The 18,758-nt window shown below is 41.9% G+C and carries 14 protein-coding genes; 2 read left to right on the top strand and 12 right to left on the bottom strand.

All coding sequences use genetic code 11. The features are described from left to right. Positions 1-9: 9 nt before the first annotated feature. From EFA47_RS06455 to EFA47_RS06440, 4 genes are read right to left on the bottom strand one after another with little or no spacing between them, the layout of a single operon-like run. Complete coding sequence (locus EFA47_RS06455) at positions 10-1,071, bottom strand: MORN repeat-containing protein (RefSeq protein ID WP_122642523.1); 1,062 nt, start codon at positions 1,069-1,071, stop codon at positions 10-12. 5 nt (positions 1,072-1,076) lie between these two features. Beyond that, entirely contained in the window at positions 1,077-1,889 is an 813-nt protein-coding gene (locus EFA47_RS06450; RefSeq protein ID WP_122642522.1) for a hypothetical protein, read from the bottom strand. Positions 1,890-1,908: 19 nt separating this feature from the next. Further along, positions 1,909-3,774 (bottom strand): hypothetical protein, encoded by a 1,866-nt coding sequence (locus EFA47_RS06445; protein ID WP_122642521.1) that lies wholly within the window; start codon positions 3,772-3,774, stop codon positions 1,909-1,911. Continuing rightward, positions 3,746-4,141, bottom strand: a complete 396-nt coding sequence (locus tag EFA47_RS06440) for a LytTR family transcriptional regulator DNA-binding domain-containing protein (protein ID WP_235853229.1) — start codon at positions 4,139-4,141, stop codon at positions 3,746-3,748. The genes EFA47_RS06445 and EFA47_RS06440 overlap by 29 nt, the downstream gene beginning before the upstream one ends. 460 nt (positions 4,142-4,601) lie before the next feature. Here EFA47_RS06440 and EFA47_RS06430 point away from each other — a divergent pair, with 460 nt between their 5' ends. After that, positions 4,602-4,937, top strand: a complete 336-nt coding sequence (locus EFA47_RS06430; protein WP_122642519.1) for an eCIS core domain-containing protein — start codon at positions 4,602-4,604, stop codon at positions 4,935-4,937. A gap of 153 nt (positions 4,938-5,090) precedes the next feature. Further along, positions 5,091-6,302: an FprA family A-type flavoprotein gene (locus tag EFA47_RS06425; RefSeq protein WP_122642518.1), complete on the top strand. Its 1,212-nt coding sequence runs from the start codon at positions 5,091-5,093 to the stop codon at positions 6,300-6,302. Between the two features lie 113 nt (positions 6,303-6,415). Here EFA47_RS06425 and EFA47_RS06420 read toward each other — a convergent pair whose 3' ends face one another. The 8 genes from EFA47_RS06420 to EFA47_RS06385 form a co-directional block, all read right to left on the bottom strand. Beyond that, positions 6,416-7,882, bottom strand: coding sequence for a hypothetical protein (locus EFA47_RS06420; RefSeq protein ID WP_122642517.1), 1,467 nt, complete (start codon positions 7,880-7,882; stop codon positions 6,416-6,418). A gap of 9 nt (positions 7,883-7,891) precedes the next feature. Beyond that, on the bottom strand, positions 7,892-9,151 hold the full coding sequence (locus tag EFA47_RS06415) for an MBOAT family O-acyltransferase (RefSeq protein WP_330512038.1): 1,260 nt from the start codon (positions 9,149-9,151) through the stop codon (positions 7,892-7,894). A 569-nt stretch (positions 9,152-9,720) separates the two neighbouring features. Continuing rightward, complete coding sequence (locus EFA47_RS06410) at positions 9,721-10,815, bottom strand: DUF3048 domain-containing protein (protein WP_122642516.1); 1,095 nt, start codon at positions 10,813-10,815, stop codon at positions 9,721-9,723. A 67-nt stretch (positions 10,816-10,882) separates the two neighbouring features. Further along, a complete protein-coding gene (locus tag EFA47_RS06405; protein ID WP_122642515.1) occupies positions 10,883-12,670 on the bottom strand; it encodes a DUF6020 family protein in 1,788 nt (595 codons plus the stop codon). After that, positions 12,671-14,338 (bottom strand): DUF6020 family protein, encoded by a 1,668-nt coding sequence (locus EFA47_RS06400; RefSeq protein ID WP_122642514.1) that lies wholly within the window; start codon positions 14,336-14,338, stop codon positions 12,671-12,673. Beyond that, the gene (locus tag EFA47_RS06395) at positions 14,328-15,347 is read right to left on the bottom strand and encodes a glycosyltransferase family 2 protein (protein WP_122642513.1); all 1,020 of its coding nucleotides are present in this window, start codon (positions 15,345-15,347) and stop codon (positions 14,328-14,330) included. The genes EFA47_RS06400 and EFA47_RS06395 overlap by 11 nt, the downstream gene beginning before the upstream one ends. 248 nt (positions 15,348-15,595) lie before the next feature. Beyond that, complete coding sequence (locus EFA47_RS06390; protein WP_122642512.1) at positions 15,596-16,939, bottom strand: hypothetical protein; 1,344 nt, start codon at positions 16,937-16,939, stop codon at positions 15,596-15,598. Positions 16,940-17,108: 169 nt separating this feature from the next. Beyond that, complete coding sequence (locus tag EFA47_RS06385; protein WP_122642511.1) at positions 17,109-18,683, bottom strand: glucosyltransferase domain-containing protein; 1,575 nt, start codon at positions 18,681-18,683, stop codon at positions 17,109-17,111. Positions 18,684-18,758: the final 75 nt, after the last annotated feature.

The following is an 18,758-nucleotide window of genomic DNA, read 5'->3' as shown; positions in this document are numbered from 1 at the left end:
CCATAGCGCCTACAGTAATTCCATTGAATAAAATAGACATGTATCACCACTGCTTTCCTCGTCTAAATTAAAAAACGTATATTGAAAACCCTCTTTTTCGTATACAGAGATATACATCTCTTCCTTATTATAATTCTTCACCTCATATACCCCCTGGAGGCCTTCCTCAGCTTCTATCCCTGTGGTTTTCAGAGGACTTTTACCCGTCCTCTCCTCCTCTGGCTGCCCCTCACCGCTGTCCTTCTGCTGTTGTACAAATTCAAAAGCCAGGGCATCTCCCAGGTTCATCTGGGTCTGTCCCATATACTGTAACTTTCCTTCCCCCGGCTCATCTGGCGTCTCCTTAGCCAGAGCCTCAAATGGCTTTTTGCTTTCCAGCACATATATACTTTTTACTGCCCACCCTTCCTCCAAAGTGCCTTCTTTGCTGACGGCACAATATATGGCTCCTATGTCCTCCATAAATACATACATCTTACTGCTGTCCTCTGCTTCCATATATAAAGCCTGCTGCCCGGCATATGCACTGGAAATTTCAGAGGTAGGCCTCCCTACCAGTTCCTCATAGATGATTTCATCCTCATAAAAACTGCCTTCAAAGACGGCTGTCCCATTCTCACCGTAGAGTATCCCGGCCCCTTGCTTTTTCCCATCCTGAAACTGCCCTTCGTACTTCCTTACCATATTGGAATGGTACAGGGTACCGTTCCCCTGGTAGGCGTTGGAGGCAAAATTCCCCTTATATATGATCCTGCCCTGGGCATCGTACAGTGTCCCTCTGCCGTTTGCCCTCCCTTTACTTACCTTGCCCAAGTAGGCAATATGGCCGTCATTTGCCTGTATCGCAGCATTCCCACTATAGAACTTTAAAAAAAGCGAGTCATAGGCAAATACAGGATATCCCCCTATGTCTTCAGATATGGCCCCTGCATGGAAAAAAAGCAGGGCCGCCAGACAGCATACAATAACAGCCAGGCAAATGATTAAGGCCAGCTTCCTTCCAACCTGCCACCGGAAAAATATAAAATAATCCTTCTCATGCTTTGGAGTCATATCCAGCCATTTATGCAAGCGCCTCACCTCCCCAAATTTTCCGTGCCGATCCTTCTAAATGTCTCCGTGAATATTTGGGACAGGAACGGCTCGCCAAGCATCATCCCGGAAACAACTGTAATTATAGCCAGCGCCAACAGCAGGCATGCCAGTATCACAAGAATATACAGCAGGCACTTTTTCAGCTTTTCTGGAGGCTTTAGGCATCCAGGTTTTGGGGAGGGCCATTTCCATTCTAAATACAAATCAAACAGTGTCCTGTACCTTGCCCTGTCCAGTTTCTTGGCCACCAGCTCATAGAGTCTTTTTTCAGGCTTTGTCTCAGGGCGCAGCAGCCTAAGAACCTGCTGCGCACAGAGCTGCGCACAGTCCTGTTCCCCCCTCTCCTCATTCAACCCTGCCAGATCCAGATTATAGGTAAAATATAAGGCGTCATCCCTCCCTATATTAAGGCAGCCTCCTTTCAAGAGCAGATAGAGAACCGGCCAGGGCAGTCTTGAGGTCATACACAGACAGACTATTTCCCTGCACATCTGTACCCTTTTCTCTTCAGATATCTGCACGTCCCAAAATCTATCTACAGGCCTGGGTTCCCTGTATGGTATAAGAAAACAAGTATAGGCGCCCTGGGAGACACAGGCCTCAAAAGGGAGCCTGTCTCCTTCCCTGAGTAAGTACTTAACTGCCTGCCTGTTTTTTACCTGCCATATGACACTGACTCCCTGCTCTTCCCTTTCTGCCAGATCACCTTTATGGCAGAGTAGTACGTCATTGGCCTGCCCTCTAAAGAGCACCCCCAGCACCCTTAACTCTTCTGTTTTTCCCTGGCAAAGCATATTTCCCCCTCCTCCCCTCCTACTTGCCTGATACCACTGCATACGCATAAGTACAAATTTCTGGATACTCTTCACATGAAATTTTTACCTCATATACTCCGGCTTTCCTAGGTGCTGTGTAAGTACCGTCCTCTTCTATTCTGCCGCTGCCCTCCTCGGTCAGCTCGTAGCGCAGACGGCAGGGCGGCATATTGTGGAATTGTACAGCAAAAAAGTGCTTTTCCCTGCATTTTAGATGTATAGTCACTGTCTTGGGCCTAATCTGTGCAGAATTATTTTCTTTCAGGCCTGTGCCCGTCCGTGTGCCTGGAATCCGGAAAGCAATCCAGTGGAGGGACAAAAGCACTGTATTCTGCTCTCTGGCAAGCTTGGCAGCCACCTGGAAACTCCCCTTTTCCTCCCATACTTTTACGGCTGTCCTCACAGATGTCTGTGAGGGATTCTGCCCCTCAAATAGTTCCATGTCTCCGTATATCGTACTTTGTATCTTCCTCTTTGCATGGGCCCCTTCTTCTGGTTCGTCGATTCCCACAGCCACATATACGCTGCCCGGCCCCAACCCGTGGCTGATTTCTTCAGAAAAACATATGCTCCCTTTTTTCATTCTTTGCTCCAGTGGTATTTCCAGTATCCCGCCCTTTACCTGCCTGTCCCCCTCCTCTCCTGGCATCTGGGACAGAGCCTGCACCTCCCCGGTTTCTGCAGGCATCATTCTATGTTCCTCTTCCTGTACTATTGGGGGGTTTTCTTTCCCTTCCTCCCCATTTGGCTCCTTTGCCTTAGCCTCTTCCTGACAGGCGTCCTCCTCTGCCGTCTCTTCTGCCGTCTTCCCAGGATACAGGGAACCTTCACTGCCTCCGTAATAAGACAGATAATCCTGTCTTATTTTCACTTCACTTGGAAGATCCACATAATGTTTTACATTCTTCTCCTCAATATAGTCAATCATGCAGGCAGTCTTTGTATGTTTCAGGAAAATGTCTGCCAGAGGGATGCAGGTATCTTCTTTTCCCGCCTCTCTGATTTCCAGGCTTGGCCTTCCCAGAGAACAGCGTATAAGTTCTTCTGGTTCCTCATTTGTCAAAAACACCTTCAGTTCCTGCACAGTTCCCTGTTTTGGTTTGATCAATATGCTTGTTTCCTTGAGTTCTGTATTTTCTGCCTTTATCCAGTAATGAAAGCTACGCTGCCCTCCCTTTTTATCAATCTTCACTGTCTCCTCTATCTCCATGCTTCTTTCATGGCCTGCCCGGCAAAAGCACGGCATCTGCAGCATATAGGACAGGTTCAGCTCTTTCTTTCTGTCTGATAACTTTACCACCTCTAGGACTATCCTGAACTTCCTTCCCCGGCAGGCATTGGCCGGCATCCGGATTCTGGCCACATAATCCGTATCTCTGGAAAGCTCAGCTTCCACAAAAAATTCTGAGTCTAGGCTGAAGTTATGTCCCGTACTGTGGGTATCTGCAAGAAAAAGTCTGTATCTCTCCTGAATCCGGTTATTCTCATACTCGGCTTGTTCCTCCTTGCGGTTGACTGCGTATACAGGAAACGTTTCTTCCTCCTGATAAGACAGGCACAGGCATAAGCTGTCCCCATCTTCTCTGTATCCTTCCAGTGTAGTCAGTTTTTTAACAACGGATTTGTCCAATATAATCTCCCGCCCCAGAGAATCCACTGCTGTCCCGCTTTCCACAAGAACAGAAAAATCATCTAGCTTATATACACTCAGTCCGCACAGAACTCCACTGCCAAAAACCATCTGGTTCAGGAACATCCTTTTACTGTTCATATACTGCTGCTCTGCCCTGAAATCCTGAGATGTAAGCATTTTCCCGTAATAATACCGATTCCTCTCAAAGGGAAGCATCTGTGTGATCTTCATCTGTCATTCCTCCATATCTTCTGTAGCTTTTCAGCCTCAGAATCCTTTTCAATTCTTTAGCCACTCTCTCTGTATATGTACAGGATACCAGGTCATCAAAATATAAAATCCTCTTTGCTGTATCTACTTTGCCAACCAGCTTAAGATTTGCAAGCGTAGATGCCCGGGTTTTAAAAAAATACCAGGGAAGTTCCTTCTGCAGCGGAGTGATATCCGCATGGAGCCTTCCTCTGCCCTCCCTTGTAACCACTTCACAGTAATGGCTGGATTTAATAGTTTCAATATAATAAATATCATGCAGCATAACTTTCAGCCATATTTTATCTTCATCTAATATATAGATATAATCCCTTTCTTCCGTAGTCACTTCCTCCTTAGCTTTTCTATCCCGGGGGAAAACACCACAATGACTATGAATAAAAACCCCACGCCAGCTGCCGCTTCTTTGCCAGCACCTTTCCTCTTATATACCTTGCATCCTAATATAACTTTAGATAAAACTTTGATACTTCTTAAAAACATCAGGCGGTTTCTAATACTAAAATACAATATATTTTTTCCAAAAATTTCAAAATTTCATATTTTAGCGAAATTTGTCATATTATGCGGCTCACTTATTATAAACGAATTTAACCTAAGATTCCGCGGTGATATGTTGCTTGCTTTTTTCTTCTGCCGGGCCTTATGTGACAAAAAAATGCAGACTGTGAATTTATCTGCTCCCAACATTAAAGAAAAACTATACTTTACTGGATGGAGTCCATTCACCTATTTGGACATGCCCTGTTTAGCAAAATAAATAAGAAAGTATAGAGAGGATCCATACGATGTATGAATATGAACAAAAAATAAGAGCGTCCAAACGCCCCAATAAGACAGGTATTCCAAACCATATGAAAGACAAATTCGAGGAACATTCCGGCTTTTCTTTCGACCATGTCAAAGTCCATTATAATTCTCCTAAACCGGCTCAGTTTCAGGCTCTGGCCTACACCCAGGGGACAGATGTCTATATCGGTCCCGGGCAGGAAAAACACTTAAACCATGAGCTGGGACACGTGGTGCAGCAGATGCAGGGAATCGTGCACCCCACTTCGTATATCCATGGGATGCCTGTAAATAACGAAAAGAAGCTGGAAGAAGGGGCAGATCACCTGGACTGAGAAAGGAAGTATTATTGTATATAGTCTTATTAGGCTGATTTTCTCGAAAACTCATGTACGAAAATCAATACCTCTCTTGCGTATTCTGGCTTTTATGTTAAAATATACACGTCAGAAAAATAACAATTTCCGCAATTTAAAGGAGGAATTTATATGTACTGTGTTAGAAAGGTAACTGAAGATCTGTACTGGGTAGGGGGAACTGACCGGCGCCTGGAGTTGTTTGAAAATATTTTTCCCATTCCCGGCGGTGTTTCCTATAACTCCTATTTGCTTCTGGATGAAAAAACTGTTTTGTTTGATACGGTAGATGACTCCATCGGCCGCCAGTTTCTGGAGAATATAGAAGCTGTGCTGGATGGCAGGGCACTGGATTATCTGGTCATCAACCATATGGAGCCGGACCACTGTTCCCTCATCGATGATTTACTGCTCCGCTATCCTGGCCTGCAGATTATCGGAAATGCCAAAACCTTCCCCATGATAGACCAATTTTATAATATAGACCTGGAAGGCAAAAAAAATGTAATCAAGGAAGGGGACACATTCTCCTGCGGAAAACATACCCTCCATTTCGTCATGGCGCCTATGGTCCACTGGCCGGAGGCTATGATGACTTATGATGCTGCGGATAAAATACTGTTTTCTGCCGATGCCTTTGGTACCTTCGGTGCAATGAGCGGCACCATATTTAATGATGAAGTGAATTTTGACAGAGACTGGCTGGATGATGCCCGCCGGTATTATACAAATATCGTGGGGAAATATGGCGCCCAGGTCCAGAATGTCCTGAAAAAGGCCTCCGCCCTGGACATCCGCTACATCTGCCCTCTCCATGGCCCAATCTGGAGAAATCACCTGGAGTATATCATTGACAAGTATGACACCTGGAGCAAATATGAACCTGAAGTCAGGGGGGTCATGATTGCATGTGCTTCCATGTACGGAAATACTGAGAACGCCGCGAACGTCCTGGCAGCTAAACTGGCCGATGCCGGTATTACACACATGATTGTCCATGATATTTCCAGAACCCATGTCTCACAGCTCATAGCGGACAGCTTCAAGTACAGCCATCTGGTTCTGGCAGCGCCTACTTACAATGGAGGAATATATCCAATCATGGCCAATTTCCTCGATGATATGAAGGCCCTCAATATCCAGAACCGTACAGTGGCAGTCCTGGGAAATGGATCTTGGGCGCCCATGTCCTCCAAACTGATGGAGGCCAAAGTTTCAGAGATGAAAAATATGACGCTGCTGACAGAGAATTTTGCAGTGAAGTCTTCTCTGAAGAATGAACAGATGCATGCACTGGACGAGCTGGCTAAAACACTTGTTGGCAGCCTGAAGGGGGAAAACTAATCTGGCAGCCGTACAAAACCCCGGAGTCCTGCCAGGAAGCACAAAATGGCTTCCCTGCAGGACTCCGGGGTATTCTATTTACACCTTTGCTTTGATACCTGTCAAAGCCAGTGTTATTCTACTGCTTTGACTGTCTTTCCATAAGACAGCTTATTGCCGCTGAGGGCAAATCCTCCACTTTCAACATAGGCCTCTGTATATGTATCATATATAAACATATCCAATCCCGCTGTAACCGTACTATACTGGGCATGATTCAGGCTTACCTCTATTTTCCCCTCCTCCGCGGCAGAACAGGATATCATCAAATTATTATCATTTCCCAGCTCTGTATGCCAGGTAAAGGTCTCAGCACTGTCACCCGAAAAGATAACTTCACCATTTTGCACTGCCCAGACATGATCCTTATCTGCTTCGTCCAGATTAATCCCTGCTGTCAATAGTTTTTCTTTGACAGCATCATAGTTTGTCATACTTTTGTAGTTCCCCTTCAAATTGTATACAACAAGATAATCCTGGCTCTGGGCCGCCTTATCCACATAATGTCCAATATCCGTGATAGCTTTTAATTCAGCATTATATAACTGCTGCCTGCATATTCCAGACATTTTGTCATAGGACTGATACCCTTTTTCTCCCCGCCTGTCAGGTATTTCATAATTGCTTTTAAGATATTCGGCCAGGTATTTTGTATATTTTATGTTCCCAAGATAATTTAAATGGCCAGTATCAGCAAAGTCTTTACTGAAATCTAGTCCCAGTTCATCATACAGAAGATTAAAATTAAGGAATGGAACACCGTATTCCTCCGCAATTTCACCCACTCTATTATATTTTCTCTGATGCTCCTGTGTAATAGATGGATAGGGGGATTTTACCATTACCAGTGGGATATCATTTTCCTGGGCCAACTCTATGATTTTCCTCAAATACTCTTCTGCTTTTCCGGTCAGTTCCTCTGTATCATTGGTATAAAAGCCAGCCGGTTCTTTATTCGCATAAGACGCCTGGTTCACACTGAACCCTTTATAGTTTTCATACATAGACTTATTCCCCAGAAATCCCGTAAAATCTGAACGGCTTATTTCCGAATATCTGTTATGGTATGTAGGATATTCTAAAAGATAATCTGTCCACTGCTCCTGAGGGGAGCTTACCTTCACTGAATCAATTTTATCTTTTGACAGTTTCAACCCAAAGTTATTTTTAATAATCCTGCTATGGTCTATATAATCCTCTGTCTGGATGGCGCCATATACATCCAGAACCATCACCGCAGGCTGCTGGCTCTTCAGCGCCTCTTTCATATAATAGTAAGTATTCCAGAATGGCTGGACGCTCCCACATAAATTAAAATCCGCGATCCCATACTCATCCCACAATACCCCTGTATTTATGTTCTGAAAAACATGGCTGCTCCCAAAACACATGACATCCATACTGTTCTCTTTCTCCTCATAAAATCTTTTCAAAGGATAGATCCCATCTCCATATTTAAAGCTGAATATATTGACAAAGCAAATCAGCAAAATAGCCAGTATAATGACAAAGCAGAGGGGTTTTAATATTTTTTTCAACATAAGCTCCTCCTAAAACTGAAAATATATAAATTGTTTTGCTTCAAAAGCAGGTCCATATATGCCAAATATAATAATATAAAACAGTAAAATAAATATGGCTCCCCACCTGAACCACAAACATTGTTCCCTCAGGAATATATCCAATGTAATCGACTTCTTATAACGGATCAGATCAATGAGAAACAGTATAATGATTGAGAAAAACAGAATATGTACCTCAGACTGGTTCAGTCCCAAATTATATAAAGACTGGTCAAATAATACCCAGGGATTCCATTTACTAAATATCCTGTGGATAAATTCCAGGGAGTATTTCAGAGAATTCATCCTAAAAAAGATCCATGCAAAATCAACAAGGATGAATGTAACCAATACCTGCCCCAATTTATAGCTAAAACTTTTTGATTTAATCTGGAACCTGTCGATCATTTTTTCCTTCCACGGTTTTAGCACCGCGCCAACTATCTGGTAAAATCCGTGCAGACCTCCCCAAGTGATGAAGCTCCAGCTGGCTCCATGCCACAGGCCGCTGACTAAAAAGGTAATCATAACATTCCTATATTTTTTAGCCTTTGAACAGCGGTTCCCGCCCAGTGGTATATAGAGATAATCCCTGAACCATGTGCTCAATGAAATGTGCCACCTCTTCCAGAATTCCTGTACAGACCGTGCAAAATAAGGTGTATTAAAGTTCTCCATCAAGCTAAAACCCATGACCTTAGCCGCTCCAATGGCAATCAGTGAATAGCTGGCAAAATCACAGTAAATCTGCACAGCAAAAAGAACTGTCGCCAAAATCAGCTCTATGGATCCATACATCCAGTAGGAATCATATACCTGATCTACAACAATCGCCACTCTGTCCGCTATAACCATCTTCTGGAACATCCCCCAGAGCATCAAAATGCCGCCTTCGGCAATTCTGCTGTATTCCCAGACATTAATTTTTTCAACTTCATTGACCTGTATTAATAGATTTTTAGACCGCTCAATAGGCCCTGCCACCAACTGTGGGAAAAAAGAAACAAAGAGTGCATACCGCAGTATATTTTTTTCTGCTTTTATATCTCCCCGGTAAACATCCATAGTATAGCTTAAAGCCTGAAATGTATAAAAAGAAATCCCAACAGGAAGGATCACATCAAAAGGTTTCTCCACTGCAGTAATCCCAACTGCCGACAATATAGAATTGAAGTTCCCTAATAGAAAATCAAAATATTTAAAGAATATTAAAATACCAATATTTGTGACAAAACTCCCGGCAACCACCCATTTTTTATACCCCCCCCAGGTATGGAGCGGACTGCCCTCTGATTGTATCTGTCTATAAGGACTCCACTGAAATAAGTAATCACTGTGGAAATAGCTATCAAAATTGCATACTGGGGATTCCATCCCATATAAAAATAGTAGCTGGTAATTAATAACCATATATAACGTACTTTTTTGGGAATTATAAAATAGACTGCAATAACAATCGGAAAAAATAACATAAAATCGTAGGAATTAAAAAGCATTATTGTGTATATGCCGACCTGGGCATATCCTCCTTCTCCATCATTTCTTGAAGTATATCTTATTGAACGTTAGTAGTTCAATAAGGATACCCCATTGAACGTTAGTAGTTCAATGAGTATAATCTGCGAATTAGTTCAGCTGGGAAACGGTCAGAACCACGCTGTGTTTGATACCTTCTGCTTCTAGCCGACAGTCCCAATCAGCGTGGTGCATTTCTTCCAAATCTGCAAAACATAAATACCAGATCAGGCAGATTTGGATGAAGCACATGGCGAACCAGGACTACCGGACTAATACAGCAAATCATCAAACATATCCTATTATTTAAACTCGCTCTGCCCGGGGTAATTGACAGCAATATAACTCTTCCCCCTGTTGACCTTAATCTCGTTTCCGTCGGAACCATAAAAACGCAGGTAGGAATTCTCATTATCAGGATCCTTACTCCAGGTTATTTTCTGTACTCCTCCATTAGAAACATAGTAACCTGTGGCATCTTCCCCGCCATCCCAGTCCAATTCCTTGTGCCCTACCTCATCGCGGACAGAGATCGTTGTTTCCAACACAAATATATTTGTGAACCCAAGCTGTGTATTTGTGCTCCCATCCACCTGAGGACTTCCATTAAACTGCTTCAAATAGGTCTTTGTAGCCTCATCATATGTAAAACCTGCCACAGCCGCTCCAAAGTTAATATTTACTGTGCGGCAGTCCTCGCCCTCCGGCTTAATCTGCTCTTCCAATCCATTAAACTGGAATGCAGTCCCTCTCTTGTCATCGGCCAGATCTGTCCTCCTGCCGTCTGCCTGCACTACCTGGGCAAACCGCGGGCCGTCAAAATATCCTGTATGTTCCAATGAGTAGCCTGCATTGAGCCTGTCCTGATCTCTGCCGAACAGTCCCCCAGCGTTATTGATACCGTCATACTGATCCATATTCAAAGCCGCCAGATAATGATCCATACTCTCATCAATCCCCCAGTTTACATAAAAAGCATCATACCCCTGTGAAAAAGCCGGAAAGTAATAACGGCAGCTCCTGACTGCACATATCTTCGGGACAGCCGTATAGTCGGCATATATAGCCATAAACCGGGTGACATCTCCCTCCACAGGAATCTCATATATAATATCTGCCTTGGCCACCCCATACTGAGGCAGTGCATCCTGCACATTGTTGACCATGACAGCCACAGGCCGTTTCCCCACCGCACCCTCTGTCAGATCTGGAAGTCCTGTCAGAAGGTTCTGGTTCTCTGGCATCTCTTCCTCAGGCTCTGCCTCAGAAGTTTTTTCTTCTGTCTTTACTTCTTGTTTCTCCTTCTTTGGTTCATCTGTTTTCTTCTCGCATCCCGCCGCACTGCACATCAGCAGCAGAGCCAGCAATACGGCAGATACTCTTTTTAGCTTATGCATATCTCCCTCCTTAAATTATACCGTCCCTTTCCTCTCGCACACGCTAGGATAAAGTTACGTTTCTATTTTAACAGATATCCTCTGGAATGCAAGTTTTGGGAAGGAATTTCTTCCTGCCTGCAAGCCACATATAAATCACAATTAAGGGCAGCCCTATAGCATAGATAAACACATATCTCAGTCCAAACGCCGTAGGTGTTGCCACCATCATTGTAAGCCATGTCCCGGCAAAAGGAACAAGTGGGATGATATATCTCTTCTTCTCCCCCATCAGGCAGAATACTCCACAGATAAATACACCCCAGATTGGTAAGGCTGTGGGAATAAAATCATATTTCTGGTTAATCTCCTCCAGAATCTGGTATCCCGTCATATTTTCTACTGGCATGTAGGAATAGATTCCCCAAGTATTTTCTGTGATATCTGTCTTGGCCATCTCATAAGGAATCTCTTCGCCTATCCGCCAAAAACTCAATGTTTCCATCAAATAAGCCTCCACATAAGCCTTAAAATTGGGGGCAAGCATTTGAAGCCAGGTTTCAAAAAATTCTGCCTTATGGCTCTCCAAAAACTCATTGTCAAAATCTGCCGCCCATTTAATTGGATCAATAAGATGAGGGTTATAGAGTTCCTGATACTGCTCTATAGGAAGCAAGGAGTCCATATATTCCCTCTGTCCCTGTGTCATCTCCCCTCCTGTCACAACAACCCTGGCCATCTGCTGAAGAGGCACGCCTAGGGATTCCACAAAAAGATTCTCCGCAGAAAATACTTTTGAATAGATAGGGCCTGTAACCACCATGGAAATAAGGATTCCCACAAAGCAAGCTATAGCAGCCCTTTTCCAATGCTTCCTGTAAATAACCATCAGCCCCACTGCCAAAAGGGCCACTATATAAATCCCATTATTTCTCATAAGACAGATGCCGATGGACAGCAAAATATATTTCACAATATTTTTCTTCTTCAGAAATCCCTCTTTATTTTCAGCCACCTGGTCAAACAAAAATAAAACCATAAGCAGGAGCAGCAGGCTGAATACAGGATCTTTCCACATGACAATTGCATAATTCCCAAACAGAGGTGCCGACGCAAAAAACGCGGCGGATCCAAATACGTACAGTCTGTGCACCCCTTTTTCCCAGAGCCATGCCAGGAAATACCCCAATCCGGCCGCCATAATAACCATCTGTATTGCGGAATATAAAGCCACCCCCAGATTATGGTTTCCCAAGAGGCCGCCCAGTTTCACCAACCCTCCCACTATAAGCGAATAAAAAACAGGAAAATGATTGTCCCATGGCATTTCCTTAAAAAACATGGCAATGGAAATTGTACTGTCATCGGCCACAATACCGGGGAAATATATGGTAAAAACAGGTATCCAAAAAATCGCCAGCAGAATACTGGCTGCCAACCATACTTTAGAAAATTCTGTTTTTGTATAATCCCGCTGCCTAACCAGCCATTTTCCCACAGACTCTCTTTCTGTAAGCAGAAATAGGTTTCCCATCATCACACAAAAAACAAGGCTGTATAATGCAATCCAAAACAGGTCACTTTTTCTGGCCTTCTCAAAATTCCAGTCCCCAATGTGGATCTTACTGCCCGCCACAGTCATCAGAGCCAGCGCTACTGCCAAGATACAAATCCCTGCAGCTATCCTTTTATTCCCTGCCCCTCTGTTTTTATAAAGATTCCACCCACCGGCATAAAGAAGAACCGCTGCCACCCCCATGCGGACAGGCTCCATAGGCCTTGACGAATTAAAAAAAAGTAATGTGATAATAGCAATACTGGCTGCCAGTCCCAAACATTCCAGGCATCTTTCCCGGTTTTCTTTCCAGAATCTCATCTAAACTTTCTGCCTCCCCTCCAAATCTCCTGACCTGGCAGCACCGGCCTTCTCCCCACAAATACAAAGCATGACCGGGAAAGCCGTAAACAGTGGATATGCGTACCTAAAAACCACCACCGGCGACAGCATCAGGGTTCCCCACAGTCCCACTAAAATACTCAGCGGCACAAGGAGCATATAATTTCTTTTATAAATACAGATTCCCAGGCATAAGCAGATCATCCAGAACATCAGGCCTGCACTGTAAAACACATACAATCCTGGTATTTCATGGTACTTCCCTTCCTGCGTAAAATCTCTATAGAATTCCGACAGAGAAGAAACATAGCTTGTACGCTTTATCTCCGGCCACTCTCCTTTGTATTCTGTATTGTCATAGACAATATAAGATAAAAACGCCCCTTCGTCCGGATGCCTCATGTTGGGATACCAGAATCCAATATTTGTAGAAAGAAATGCCTCCAAATACACAATCGGATGTTCCAATCCTACCCTGGCCCAAAGCTTGATAAATTCCGCCTTGTTCTGCTGGAATGCCTCTCCATTAAACCGATCCTTTACACTGTCTGATATCCTGGGGGTATATCTCTCGTAGTCAGGTATATACTGAATAATCAGTTCCCTATCTTTGCTGGAAACTGTATCTCCATCGTAAGCCATCACCCTGGCAAGCTGCTGCATCGGGACACTTAACGCCTCTGCCTCACTTCCCGGGATTACGCCCAGTATTTTGTAGACGGGCCCTGTAAATATACCCCACAATATAACTGAGGCCAGGCCAATACATAATATGTTCCTCCAATAACTACGGCAGATAAGTAGGAAAAAAAACAGCATAAACAGGAAGATATAATATCCCGTATTGCGCAGGGCGCACATTAGGAAAATAATACCCACATAGGCCGCCTGTCTCCTCCCACTGCCAAAAAAGCTCTTCCTATCTGTAACACATTCATATGTTTTGAGAACCCAAATTGCAAATATTCCGGCAAACAGCACATCCTTTGTGGTAGTAATCGAAAGAACCCCATAATATGGCAGCAAAATATATGATAAAATCAAGGCAGACTGCAGCACTCTGGGTATCCGCCCGCATATCTGTTTATTGATGTATGCAAATACAGCGGACATACACAGCATCTGAAACAGGGAGTAGCATAAAAGGCCCGTCTCATCTGAACCAAAAAGCCATTTTCCAAAATCCACACAGATGCCCAGCAGATACGTGTGCAAAACTGGGTGATGGGCGCTTATTTTTCCTGACCTAAACCACATAATCTGGTAGGCGCCGTCAATGTCATAGATTCCAGGAAAGGCAGAAATAAGCATGGGAACCCAAAAAAGGAATATTAAGATCCATATACATAAAAAAAATCTGCGGCTACCATCCATATATCTGCTGAAAAGCATTTCCGCCCTGCATCTTCTCATCCAGCCGGACACCCTGTCATAATAAAGCAGAACTAAAGCTGCAAGACAGGACATAAATGGAATAAGTACAACCACCTCAAATGCTGTCAGCCACAAATTGTCCCCCAGGCTGTCACTCTGGGACATATGGCAGCCGATTACAAGAGTGCCTGCAAAAATACTTCCTATGATCAGACAGCAAATAACCAATCTTTTGTTTGACAGCAGGCCTCTCCCTGCTTTTTTAATATTCAATTTCTTTTACCCCATCTTTTGCTTCCTTTAATTTTATGGAACTGTGTGTCGGCCCTTGGGCCAAATTTTTGTGGTCTATATTTGTCTCACCACATATATAGATAGGCCGTCCCTTGGCCTCCAAATAGGTTTTAGACAGATACATCCCCAAAATCCCCATACAAAATAGCTGGATTCCCCCGAGCATAAGAATTATGCAGGTCATTGAAGGCCAGCCTGCCACTGGATCCCCAAAACACACTGTCTTAACCAAAATAATAATTAAAAAAGCAAAAGCCGCCAGGCATACAAAAATACCCAAAATTGATGCGATTGCCAACGGCGCCGTAGAAAATCCAATAATACCTTCTATACTATATAAAAGCAGCTTCCAGAAAGACCATTTTGTTTCCCCGGCCTTTCGTTCCACATTCTCGAACTCAATCCATTTGGTCTGAAATCCCACCCAGCCAAAGATCCCCTTGGAAAACCTGTTATATTCTTTCATCTGCATAACAGCCTCCTTGAACTGTCTCGTCATAAGCCGGTAATCCCTGGCGCCATCCATAATCTCAGTGGTAGAGATCCGGTTCATGAGCCTGTAGAACCTTCTGGCAAAAAAAGAACGGACCGGCGGCTCTCCTTTCCTAGTCACTCTCCGGGTGGCTGCAGAATCATACCCTTCCTCTTTAATTGCTTTCACCATCTCTGGGAGCAGGGACGGGGGATCCTGTAAATCGGCATCCATCATGGCAACATATTCCCCTTCCGCATGTTCGAAGCCTGCATAGATAGCCGCCTCTTTCCCAAAATTACGGGAAAAAGAGACATATTTTACTCTATTATCCTTCCCTGCCAGAGATTTGACTATTTCCAAGGTTTTATCCCTGGATCCATCATTGATAAAAATCACCTCAAAATCATAATCCGGCAGCCTGCCTGACACTTGGCAGAACTCTTCATAAAAATACGGAAGAACCTCCTCCTCATTGTAACAGGGGACTACTAGTGATATTTTTTCTTTTGACATATTTTTATTCCTTCTTTAAAATACATATCTTATTGAACATTAGCAGTTCAATAAGCATGCCTTATTGAATATCAGCAGTTCAATAAGTATGCCTTATTGAATATCAGCAGTCCAATAAGTATGCCTTATTGAATATCAGCAGTCCAATAAGTATGCCTTATTGAATATCAACAATTCAATATGAAATAGATGTATGCGATATATCATATGATTATTTACATTTCATATACAATACTTATTTTTCGTTTTCACACTACTCCCTTTGATTTTTTAAATGTTTGCTTTGTACTTGATATTGAGGGCGCACAAAGAAGCAGGGACAAATACGAAAAGGCAGCAAGGAAAGAAACAACAAAAATATTTGATGTGAAATTATAATGTAAATACAAATGATTTTTAAAAACAAATGCCCATGCGAAAGGCATAAGGAATACCAAAATAAACGGAATAGAGGAAAGAGGATACTGTTTCAGATAATTATATTTCTTTGTTTTTATGATATTAAACAATAAGTAACACAACAGACATAGGCCTACTGCTAAAAATCCCCGGGTTTTAAATACTCCTAAATTAAGTCCCAACGTTTCATGGAATGTAATCACGTGTTCTGGATCCAATTCACCTAATCCAGCAGTAGATGAAGTTCTCAAAGTAAGCTGCCCTAAAGCTTCTGTAAAAACATGGCTTCCAAGTATTAATGTTCCAATTAACCATTTAGCAATCCACATCCCAAAATATCCGACGGCCCACGTTATAGAGTATAATATGACATCCTTTATGCTCCTATAAACACTGTCTAATGTGCCGCACATTGTCAATATTAAATAGGATGCCATACAAAAACCTAGAGTCGCAATAGGATACGTTAAAAAGTCAAAATAACTGATAATACATCCCGTCACTAAAAAATAGTTGCCAAACCCAATTTTCTCCTTTATAAACCCAAAATATTTGATCATTAAAATATTTTGGATTAAGATTACGTAATAGACAAAAGAGTATTCAAAACTTACACTTGCAGTTATCGGCAGAATAAATAGACTTGCTGCTAAGTAAGATGCAGCATACATCTTTAACCCCTTCTGATTTAATAAATAAATGTAATATACTAACAAGGCAATTATAAATACCATACTAATATATCTGATATCCTCATAACTACAAAACAGTAATAATAACCTTAAAGGAAGCATCCATCCATGCCAATATCTTGAATATGAATTAACTCCTGTTTCTATATTGTCCTCCTGCATAGAAGAAATAAACATATCAAAAAAATATAAGCCTGTATTACTAGTATTTTGGGAAGTAGTATAGAATCCTCCGACGCTTTTTTCCAAAACGGAATGCTGCTGTCCGTCATAGTCAGCCATCAAAAGCATAAGCGCATCGGTATTATTGTCCGCAATAGAATTTCTGTATTTCTCCCCTATAATTGGGAACAATGGGCCTTCCTGCTGCAATACAGGCAGCGATTCTTTAATGTTTTGATGGACTGCTGAATGAGGAATCAAAAACGCCAAAATATTGCATAACAAGGCTGTTACTATAGCCATTAGGAAAATAAATATTCCTTTTTTTACATTTTTCATTATAAACCTTCTTCCTCCTGGAAATTCTCTGTCAAACTAACGATAACGGATTGGTTTTACCAATCATACCTTGATGGACGGAGTCCACCCATCCCTTTAGGACATGTATTAGGGGGTGCCCTTTGGGTATACCTTATTGAACAAATATATATCCTCACAGAAGCAAAAACTAATTAACATCCAGCTTAACTACTATAATATCGTCTAAGATTCCAACACAATCCTCCTTTGGATAGGATTCTAAATTGGATGACAGGCAGTACTCGTACGCTCTCCAGAATTCTTCACCAGAAGGCGGCTGGTAGTCTAACCCCAAGGTATTCATTAAATAAACAATTCTCTCTGATCTATTCAAGTCACCCGCCCAATCTATCTGAAAAAGACTAGAACCAATATTTTCGTAAAACATCCCAGTTTGAAGTATACTTTTTTTATTTCTGCGCCCGATAAAAACAACCTTTTTCAAACCATTTCCAGCATATTTTTCTATTTTATTATTAATATCATAACAAATATTTACGTCATAATTATACTGCATATATTCTGTATAAAATGCCTGATTTAATATCTGGCTGTTTCTACATCCAAAGATAATCAGGACTGCCGTACCAAGGACAGTTAAGATCCTTCTTTTACAAAACTTTCCCATATCGTATATCAGAACTGCCCCACATATGGCAACAGTCAGAGGAAGCACAATTTGTATCCTATACATAACCGCCCCTCCGAATAATACAGAAAAATAAAAGGGAGAGCCTATAATTGCTAATCTTAATAAAAAATTGTAGATTTTGTTACTATAAGCAAAAGCAAATAATAAAAATGCAAGAAAAATAAAACCATATACATACGAAGAATAATAGTTTTCATTTGACCATATCAGAGATTTTATATATTTCAGAATCTCAATTATAGACTGATAAACCCCTTGTTCAAACCATTTAAAATTTCCGGACAGATAAGCTTCTGGTTGGGCAGACATAATACGTATAACGATTCTATTTGAAATAAAATAGAATATTAAAGACAAGATCATACTTTGAATGAATTTTATGATAAGTGTAAATACATATCTCCAAGTCACTCTCTGATTCATGTTTATACAAGCCTCTAACAATAACTTTGCCAAGACACCTAAAACAAAGATGCTGATAAAAGATTGATATAACCCAATACACCAGGCAGTCAAAATCCCTGCTCCAAAAAGGAAGAAATAATTATTACTCTCTACATATTTAAGGAAACACCAAATACCAGCTACTACTATTGAGAATCCTGTCATCACTTCCCAGTTCTGTAATGTAAAGCTAAACTGTTCCGCCATAATTGGAGTGGTGGCAAATAAAACACAAAATATGACAAATGTAATTGACTCTATCTTTTTTCCCAGGTTATCCATTTTGCTGAATAAAAACGCCCCCCATATACTGATTGCGGCCGCCCAGGCAATAATAGCCAAGAAATTTGAATAGGTACTATTGAGAAATCCATTCTCAAATATCAATTTCATAATAACTAATGAAAAACGTCCTATCCCAGCCCACCATTTTAAATTTGCCAGGTACCTTTCCTGCATGATAATAGTGTCAAACTGATTTGTATATAAAAACACTTTACTTCCGTATCCCAAAAGAATTACGGAAATCATTATTACCAAAGCTGCTTTATTACTTTTTATAAAAAGCAGCAGGGTATCTTTCGTCCCTAAAAAACTATTTTTAAATTCATTTATTTTCCCCTTCATTTCCCTTGTCCTCTTTTCCAAAAAACTACTGCAATTTAAAAATTCTCTCTATAATACATCTTGTCAAAATTCATC

This window comes from Luxibacter massiliensis (assembly GCF_900604355.1).
Taxonomy (GTDB): domain Bacteria; phylum Bacillota; class Clostridia; order Lachnospirales; family Lachnospiraceae; genus Luxibacter; species Luxibacter massiliensis.
This window is presented reverse-complemented; position numbering and strand designations above follow the sequence as displayed.